We start from the raw sequence: 8032 nt of genomic DNA, 5'->3' as shown, positions 1-8032 counted from the left end.
GCGGGTCGGAGGGCTCGGGGTCGGCAGGCTCGGCGGGTCGGAGGGCTCGGGGTCGGCAGGCTCGGCGGGTCGGAGGGCTCGGGGTCGGCAGGCTCGGCGGGTCGGAGGGCTCGGGGTCGGCAGGCTCGGAAAAGCTCAGGCTCCGGGGCTCCCAAGGCTAGGGCCGGGGACCCAGGGCGTTGAGAACGGACACGGCGTACGGGTGGAGGCGGCGAGTATGGATGATGCGCGGCGGTATGTCACGGTGGCCGAGCGGCGGGCGCGGCTGGGGCTGCGGCAGCGGTTGGCCGGATCGGTGCGGGCGGCGGGCCCGGAGGCGGTGGCCGATTCGCTCGTCGCACTGCACGGCTCGGACCCCGCGACCGTCCATCTGGCGGTGGGCGCCCGGCTCGCCGATCCCGCGCGGACGGTGGCCGAAACCGAGCGGGCGCTGTACGCGGACCGCACCCTCGTCCGGATGCACGGCATGCGGCACACCGTGTTCGTGTTCCCCACGGACCTGACCGCCGTGGTGCACGCCTCCACCGGCATCACGGTCGCCGCGAGGGAGAGGGCGGCGCTGCTGAAGGACATGGCGGCGGCCGGGGCACCGGACGCGGCCTGGCTGAAGGAGGTCGAGGAGTCGGCGCTGGCCGCGCTGGCCCGCCGCGGCCAGGCGACCGCGTCCGAACTGGCCGAGGACGAGCCCCGGTTGCGCCAGCAGTTCGTGTACGCGGCCGGGAAGAGCTACGAGGGCACGCACACCGTCTCGACCCGGTTGCTCAGGGTCCTCGGGGTGGAGGGCAGAGTCGTGCGGGGGCGGCCGCTCGGCTCCTGGACGTCCAGCCAGTTCCGCTGGGCCGTGGCCCCCGCGCACCCGGAGCTGGATGTGGCCGAGGCCCAGGCCTCCCTGCTCGGCCGGTGGCTCGCGGCGTGCGGGCCGGCGACCGAGGCCGACCTGAAGTGGTGGACGGGGTGGCGCGTCACCGAGGTCCGCCGGGCGCTGGCGGCGATCGGGGCACGGGCCGTGACCTTGGACGAGGGCACGGGGTATGTGACCGCCGACGACGAGGCACCGGTCTCCGACCCCGGCGAGCCCTGGGCCGCCCTCCTTCCCGCGCTCGACCCGACCGCCATGGGATGGCAGCAGCGCGACTGGTACCTCGCCCCCGAACTCCGGCCCGCCCTCTTCGACTACAGCGGCAACGTCGGCCCGACGGTGTGGTGGAACGGCCGGGTGGTGGGTGGCTGGGCCCAGCGGTCCGACGGGGAGATCGTCTGGCGGGTGCTGGACACGGAGGGGGTGGGGCGGGAGGCCGAGGCGGCGATCCGTGCGGAGGCGGTGCGGTTGCGGGGGTGGGTGGGTGACACCAGGGTCACGCCGCGCTTCCGGACGCCGCTGGAGAAGGAGTTGGCGTCGGCGTCGGAGTCGGCGTGAGTGTCGCGGATGAGCTCGGGGGTGCGGGTGCGTCGGCAGGTGCGGGTGGTGTGTGGTTGCTCGCGCAGTTCCCCGCGCCCCTGAAAAGCAGGGGCTGCGCCCCGTGCTTTTCGGCCTGCGCGACCAGCTCCCACCGGTCCGCAGCCGACGAATCCGCCGAGGTCACCGGGGTCCGGGGGCGCAGCCCCCATGAGGCCCACACAAACGCCGGGTGCCCAAGGAGAGAAGGGCACCCGGCGACCGGCTCACCCGGAGGGACACTCCTTCCAGGCCAAGTGGTAGATCGTGCTGATGTCACCGTCCGTCGAGTCCATGGTCATGAAACTCGTGCTGCTCGCCGGCGACGACCCCCGGTTGACGCGCAGCTCGGTGTTGATGTTGAAGTTGCGCTCGACCCCACAGGGCGCCCACACCAGTTGGGCCCAGTCGGTCTCGTCCGTGGCCTGCCAGTTGTCCTCGTAGGGGCCGTTGAAGGTGTGGGTCCGAGCTGCCGTGTCCGGGGAGCCCTGGAAGTAGTACGAGGCCTTCTCGACGCCGCTCGCGCCGCGCTGCAGCGAGGCGAAGCCCCGGTAGTCGACGCTGGCGATGGCGTAGGTGAAGCCGCCCGGCACATGGACGATCAGGTTGAGCTGGCAGTTCTTGCGGAACGCGGTGGACGGGGCGCCGCCGCCGACCTGGGCGAGGTAGTCGCTGTAGGTCACCGTGAACGCGGTGTTGTCCGGCGAGACGGCGACCGCGGCCGTGCCCGCGGGGCAGCCGGAGCCGTTCACCGTGGCGACCTTGATGACGATCTTGTCCGGCGGCGGGTCTTCGAACGGGGAATCGGCCTGCGCGGGAAGCGCGGAGGCGAAGAGGGCGGCCACGGCGCCGCCCAGGAGGAGACCACGAACCATGGGGGGTTCTCCAATCGAGGTCATGCGCATGTCAATAGGCATGCGCGAGGTCCCCTTCAATCTGTGAAAGAGCTGTGAAGACCAAGGGGCGACCGCATCGTATGGACCCCGAGCGGGCACGGCTAGAGCGATCTCCGGCCAACCCTGGCGGCCGGAGATCACCCCTTTCTCCGCCACCTCGCGAGCCACCACCGCCGGACCCGCACCCCTCAACGCACCGGTGCCGCCCACCCCGAGGAGTGGACGGCACCGGAAGAGTCGGCCGGACGGCGTCAGCGGCTCCGCCGCATCAGCGGCTGTAGCGCATCAGCGCCCGCACCATGTGGCACGTGGTGTCCGACGGCGGGTGCACACCGATCACCTCCGCCGTGCTCCGGATCGTCTCGTTGCGCGCCTGGTTCGGCATGAAGACACCGGAGTCGAGCAGGGCGATCGCCAGGCGCATGGCCTTCAGACGCCGGTTGTGCGTGATGTACCACTCACGCGGACGGCCCGGCGGCAGCGTGTGCTTCACCACCGGCGCGTAGGGCAGGTCGAGCAGGACGGGACGCTGGGCGGTGGACTGGGTGGGCAGCGGCTTCGACTTCAGTGCGGCAGCGGGCACGGACATCCTCCTGTCGCGGTCTGGGCGCCGCCGGAATCCCCCGTCGGCAACCCTCGAACACTGCTTCTATTTTACTACCCCCCACTGACAATCGCCCCTGGCCAGAAGGGATCTGACGGGTCCTGTGACACAGGTGGAACACGGGTTTTCACCGACCGGCCACTACCGTTGGCGGCATGGAGATCTGGATCAATCCGGCCTGTTCCAAGTGCCGCAGCGCGATCAGCCTGCTCGACGCCGAGGGCGCCGACTACACCGTCCGCCGCTATCTGGAGGACGTCCCGAGCGAGGAGGAGATCCGCGGCGTACTGGACCGGCTCGGGCTCGAACCGTGGGACATCACGCGCACCCAGGAGGCCGCCGCCAAGGAGCTCGGCCTCAAGGAATGGGCCCGGGACGCCGACGCCCGCGACCGGTGGGTCAAGGCGCTCGCCGAGCACCCGAAGCTCATCCAGCGGCCGATCATCACCGCGGACGACGGCACGGCGGTGGTGGCCCGCACGGACGAGGCCGTACGGGACGCCCTGGCACGGTAGGGGGCTGTACGCACCGACAGCTCACCGAATGTCGTGTGACGCGGGTTACTTGAGAGTTTCCTGTGACCGTTGAGTAGCTTCGTTCGGTATCTCGTACCTAGCGGCGTACGCTCCCTACCTCTCGGAGGCGCGCATGTCGCGTAGGAGAACACTCAGCACGAAGAAGAAGGTCGCCCTGTTCGTGACCGCTGCCGCGGTCGCGGGAGGCGGTGCCTTCGCCATGGCGGCCACGTCGAACGCGGCGCAGACCGCGGCGGAGTCCAGCGTCTGCCAGGGGCTGGCCACCGCGCTCGGCAACAACGAACGGTTCATCGCGGACCAGAAGGCGAACCCCGACGCCCAGTCGGCGGCCCGGATCGCCAACCGCGAGGCGGTCGTCGCCCAGATCAAGGTCCAGCAGGAGGCGTCGGGTTGCGTCGTCGGGGAGTCGGCTCAGGGCTCCCAGACAGCGCAGCCGGCACAGCCCGCGCAGCCTTCCGCGCCGGCCGCGGAGACCGGGGGGTCGGCTCAGGACCCCCAGGGCGACGAGGCCGCAGGGAACGCGGGCGGCGCCGGGAACGCGGGCGGCGCCGGGGACACCGGCGACACGGGGAACGCCGGGGCCGGCGAACAGGTCTGCGACGGCTCCACCGTCACCCTCTCCGGTGAGGGCGGCGCCCCGGCCGCGTCCAGCAACGAGTTCCCCGCCGGGACGAAGCTGCGGGTGACCAACCTGGACAACGACAAGTCCACGACCGTCGAGGTCACCTCGGTCTCCGGCAGCTGCGTCCTGCTGAACAACGCCGCCTTCGAGGAGGTCCGGGAACCCGGCAAGTTCCTGATCCGCCGCGCACTGATCGAGAAGGTCGGCTGACGCGGGCCTTGACGGCGGCAGGGGCCCGCTCGTAACGGTGAGGTGAAGAGAGGGCAACCGCCGCCCGGGGAGGCCGGCCACCGCGTGCAGCGGTGGCCGGCCTCGCGTGTGCGTTCGACCTGCGCCTCCGCCGCGACGTGAATCGCACCACAGCGACCCCAGGTAACACGGGGTTCACATTCGAGCAATGACCGGGAAATCGCATGTTGACAGGCTGCCCGGCATCAACGCGGCGTTTCAGTGCCGCAGCGCCGCAGCACCCGCACATGCGCCTAGTGACCCACCCCGAAGGATGTGTCCCGTGACCTTCAAGGCTGAGTACATCTGGATCGACGGCACCGAGCCGACGGCCAAGCTCCGCTCCAAGACCAAGATCATCGCGGGCGAGCCCGCCGGTCTGGACGCGCTGCCGATCTGGGGCTTCGACGGGTCCTCCACCAACCAGGCCGAGGGGCACTCCTCGGACCGTGTGCTGCAGCCGGTCTTCACCTGCCCGGACCCGATCCGCGGTGGCGACGACGTCCTCGTGCTCTGCGAGGTCCTCAACATCGACATGACGCCGCACGAGTCCAACACCCGTGCCGCGCTGCGCGAGGTCGCCGAGAAGTTCGCCGCGCAGGAGCCGATCTTCGGTATCGAGCAGGAGTACACGTTCTTCCAGGACGGCACCCCGCTCGGCTTCCCCAAGGGCGGCTTCCCGGCCCCCCAGGGCGGCTACTACTGCGGTGTCGGCGCCGACGAGATCTTCGGCCGTGACATCGTCGAGGCCCACCTGGAGAACTGCCTGGAGGCCGGCCTCGGCATCTCCGGCATCAACGCCGAGGTCATGCCCGGCCAGTGGGAGTTCCAGGTCGGCCCGCTCGCCCCGCTGGACGTCGCCGACCAGCTGTGGGTGGCCCGCTGGCTGCTCTACCGCACCGCCGAGGACTTCGACGTCGCCGCCACCCTGGACCCCAAGCCGGCCAAGGGTGACTGGAACGGCGCCGGCGCGCACACCAACTTCTCCACGAAGGCGATGCGCGAGGGCTACGACGCGATCATCACCGCGTGCGAGTCGCTGGGCGAGGGCTCGAAGCCGCTCGACCACGTCAAGAACTACGGCGCCGGCATCGACGACCGTCTGACCGGTCTGCACGAGACCGCCCCGTGGAACGAGTACTCCTACGGTGTCTCCAACCGTGGCGCCTCGGTCCGTATCCCGTGGCAGGTCGAGAAGGACGGCAAGGGCTACATCGAGGACCGCCGCCCGAACGCCAACGTCGACCCGTACGTCGTGACGCGGCTGATCGTCGACACCTGCTGCACCGCGCTCGACAAGGCCGGCCAGGTCTGATCCACCCGGGCTCCTCAGCCCGAGCTTCCGAGAGGGCGTCCACCGATTCGGTGGGCGCCCTCCGGCGTTGTCGGTGGGGCATGCCATGGTGGGGGCATGAAGATCCACGGGGGCGACGCGGCCCGCACGGACGAGCCCGTCGGCACGGACCGGCTCGCCGTCAAGGTCGAGACGGAGAACTGGGAGAAGCACGCGCGGATCCCGGCGGAGCGGCTGCGCGAGCTGGTGTTCCGGATCGGGGACGAGGGCGACAGGTTCCTGGTCGCGCAGCGGATACCGGACGTGCCGGACGTCTTCGTCCAGGTCTGGCACCAGCGGCCCGACGACGGCACCGACGGCGAGTACCAACTGGAGTACCGCGAGGGCCGGGACCGGTTCTTCGGGACGGTCCTCACCGACCCGGAGCGGGTCGCCGCGGCCATGACCGGCTGGGCCCGGCGCACGCCGGGCTGGGAGACCGGGATCGAGTGGACCCCGCTCGACCATGACGCCCCCGAGGAGGTGCCGGACCTCCCGGACGACGTACGGGAACAGGTCGAGGAGCGGGTGCGCGAGCTGCTGCGCTGTGGATACGACGACCGTGCGCAGCTGACGGAGGCCGCCGAGGAGTACCTCGTCGACGGCGACGACCGGCCCGTCTCCCCCGCCCAGGCCCGGCAGCTCGTCGACCGGCTGTGGGTGGAGCGGCTCACCGAGCAGGAGACCTGGGACGGGGTCACCGACCCCGAGCGGCTCACCCGCGCCTTCGAGACGCTGCAGGCGGCACACGGCATCACGGCCCGGGAGAACTTCACCTGCTGCCGCACCTGCGGTACGAGCGAGATAGGCGCCGAAAGCGCCCCGGGCGCCCGGGGGTTCGTGTTCTTCCACGCGCAGTGCACGGAGGGCGCCGCCGCCGGGCACGGACTGATGCTGCTGTACGGCGGGTTCGACGGCTCCGCCGACACCACGACGGAGGTCGGGCACCAGGTCGTCGCGGCCCTCGCGGCGGAAGGCCTGTCCACCGAGTGGGACGGCGATCCCGGCACGGCCCTCACGGTCACCCCGCTGAACTGGCGCAAACGCCTGGTCGGATGAGGCCCCCACGCACCGGGTCGGCGGGTGAAGAAGTGTCCAAGCCGTGAGAGGAGGGCTCCTGTCGTGGGCCGGTGTCTGCTTCAATGGGGCCATGGTCGGCATCCAGAACCGACGCGCGACAGGTCGCCATGACCTCGAGCCCTTCTGGCCTTCCCGTCAGCACCACGACTTCGACCAGGTGTGTTGCCGCGCGATGAACGCGCCGGCCCTCTAAAGCCGCACACCCCGGCCTTCGGTCGGCGCGAAACGACGTACGTCCCTCGGCGGTTCCGACCACGAATCGGTTGCCGAGGTCTCCCGGACGAACCTCTCGCGCGAAAGAGCTGACCTCTCATGGCGAACACCCGTACCCTCTCGACCGCCGCTCCTCTCACCACGGCCCCTCTCACCGCCGCCTCGGGCTCCGCCCCGGCCGCCGTCGCCCCGTCCAGCGCCTCTCCCCGGCATCGCCTGCGCGCTGTGGGCCGGGACGAGGTCGTCGACGTGACGGACTTCCTGCCGCCGGGCGCCACCTGGCTGCCCGCTCCCCAGCACACCCTGCCGGCGTTGCCGGGTCGGCCGCCGATGATCGGCTACCTGGTCCTGGTGCCGGCCGACCAGCAGCCGCCGCTGCCGCCGTTCGCGGTCGCCGACGAGAACGCGGTCGACCACTCCGGTGCCGGTGCCGGTGCCGGTCCCGGTCCCGGTTCCGCTTCGACCGAGGCCAGGGACGGACTGGTCCGCGTCGACACCGTGCAGCGCACCGCCGAGGTCGACGGGCGGCCGCTCGACCTCACCTACCTGGAGTTCGAACTCCTCGCCCATCTCGTCGCGCATCCGAACCGGGTGCACACCCGCGACCAGTTGGTCACCACCGTGTGGGGCTACGGGCACGTGGGCGACGGCCGGACCGTCGACGTCCACATCGCCCGGCTGCGCCGCAAGCTCGGGGCGGAGTTCCGCCAGGCGATCCAGACGGTCCGTCGGGTCGGCTACAAGTACGCGCCTTCGCTGGGGGGTTGAGGCCGGGAGGGCTCTCCCCCTGACCCGCCTTTCTCCTGAGAGCAGATTCCCGTTCCGTCCCGGCCACCCGGTGGGCAGAGTCGGTGGCATGAGACTTCTGATGCTGGGTGGTACGGAGTTCGTGGGCCGCGCCGTCGTGGAGTCGGCGCTGGCCCGCGGCTGGGAGGTGACCGTCTTCCACCGGGGACGGCACGAACCTCCGGCCGGGGTGCGGTCGCTGCTGGGCGACCCCACCCCACCCGGGCGGGGGGCGGGGCGCGGAGACCCCCACCCCACACGCCCCGCGAGCCGGGGGGGCGGGGGGGGTGTGGTGGTAG

General features: G+C 71.4%; 8 protein-coding genes and 1 pseudogene. 7 read left to right on the top strand and 2 right to left on the bottom strand.

Going from position 1 to position 8032, the window contains the following annotated elements:
- Positions 1-217: 217 nt before the first annotated feature.
- Positions 218-1417, top strand: coding sequence for a winged helix DNA-binding domain-containing protein (locus tag ACWD26_RS03330; RefSeq protein WP_451265702.1), 1200 nt, complete (start codon positions 218-220; stop codon positions 1415-1417).
- Positions 1418-1662: 245 nt separating this feature from the next.
- On the opposite strand, the gene ACWD26_RS03325 is transcribed toward ACWD26_RS03330, so the two are convergent.
- Together ACWD26_RS03325 and ACWD26_RS03320 are read right to left on the bottom strand one after the other, a co-directional pair.
- Positions 1663-2310 (bottom strand): DUF4360 domain-containing protein, encoded by a 648-nt coding sequence (locus tag ACWD26_RS03325; protein WP_451265700.1) that lies wholly within the window; start codon positions 2308-2310, stop codon positions 1663-1665.
- Between the two features lie 289 nt (positions 2311-2599).
- Positions 2600-2914 (bottom strand): hypothetical protein, encoded by a 315-nt coding sequence (locus tag ACWD26_RS03320; protein WP_451265698.1) that lies wholly within the window; start codon positions 2912-2914, stop codon positions 2600-2602.
- 176 nt (positions 2915-3090) lie between these two features.
- Here ACWD26_RS03320 and ACWD26_RS03315 point away from each other — a divergent pair, with 176 nt between their 5' ends.
- From ACWD26_RS03315 to ACWD26_RS03290, 6 genes and pseudogenes are all read left to right on the top strand, one after another.
- Positions 3091-3450 carry an arsenate reductase family protein gene (locus ACWD26_RS03315; RefSeq protein WP_451265696.1) on the top strand — a complete coding sequence of 120 codons (360 nt, stop codon included), beginning with the start codon at positions 3091-3093 and terminating at the stop codon, positions 3448-3450.
- 133 nt (positions 3451-3583) lie between these two features.
- Entirely contained in the window at positions 3584-4303 is a 720-nt protein-coding gene (locus ACWD26_RS03310; RefSeq protein WP_451265694.1) for a hypothetical protein, read from the top strand.
- 301 nt (positions 4304-4604) lie between these two features.
- Positions 4605-5636 carry a glutamine synthetase gene (gene glnII / locus ACWD26_RS03305; RefSeq protein WP_451265692.1) on the top strand — a complete coding sequence of 344 codons (1032 nt, stop codon included), beginning with the start codon at positions 4605-4607 and terminating at the stop codon, positions 5634-5636.
- 96 nt (positions 5637-5732) lie between these two features.
- Positions 5733-6713 (top strand): DUF6891 domain-containing protein, encoded by a 981-nt coding sequence (locus ACWD26_RS03300; RefSeq protein ID WP_451265690.1) that lies wholly within the window; start codon positions 5733-5735, stop codon positions 6711-6713.
- A gap of 333 nt (positions 6714-7046) precedes the next feature.
- Positions 7047-7715 (top strand): winged helix-turn-helix domain-containing protein, encoded by a 669-nt coding sequence (locus tag ACWD26_RS03295; RefSeq protein ID WP_451265688.1) that lies wholly within the window; start codon positions 7047-7049, stop codon positions 7713-7715.
- An 88-nt stretch (positions 7716-7803) separates the two neighbouring features.
- Positions 7804-8032: pseudogene (locus ACWD26_RS03290) on the top strand (reductase); the annotation flags it as partial.

This window comes from Streptomyces sp. NPDC002787 (assembly GCF_053592095.1).
The sequence above is the reverse complement of the archived record's forward strand: the minus strand, read 5'-3'. Positions and strand labels throughout refer to the sequence as shown.

What these genes read in the sequence shown, in the direction of transcription:
- ACWD26_RS03330 (WP_451265702.1), top strand. Translation starts at nt 218, where the DNA reads ATGGATGATGCGCGGCGGTATGTCACGGTGGCCGAGCGGCGGGCGCGG.
- ACWD26_RS03325 (WP_451265700.1), bottom strand. Translation starts at nt 2,310, where the DNA reads ATGGTTCGTGGTCTCCTCCTGGGCGGCGCCGTGGCCGCCCTCTTCGCC.
- ACWD26_RS03315 (WP_451265696.1), top strand. Translation starts at nt 3,091, where the DNA reads ATGGAGATCTGGATCAATCCGGCCTGTTCCAAGTGCCGCAGCGCGATC.
- ACWD26_RS03310 (WP_451265694.1), top strand. Translation starts at nt 3,584, where the DNA reads ATGTCGCGTAGGAGAACACTCAGCACGAAGAAGAAGGTCGCCCTGTTC.
- ACWD26_RS03300 (WP_451265690.1), top strand. Translation starts at nt 5,733, where the DNA reads ATGAAGATCCACGGGGGCGACGCGGCCCGCACGGACGAGCCCGTCGGC.
- ACWD26_RS03295 (WP_451265688.1), top strand. Translation starts at nt 7,047, where the DNA reads ATGGCGAACACCCGTACCCTCTCGACCGCCGCTCCTCTCACCACGGCC.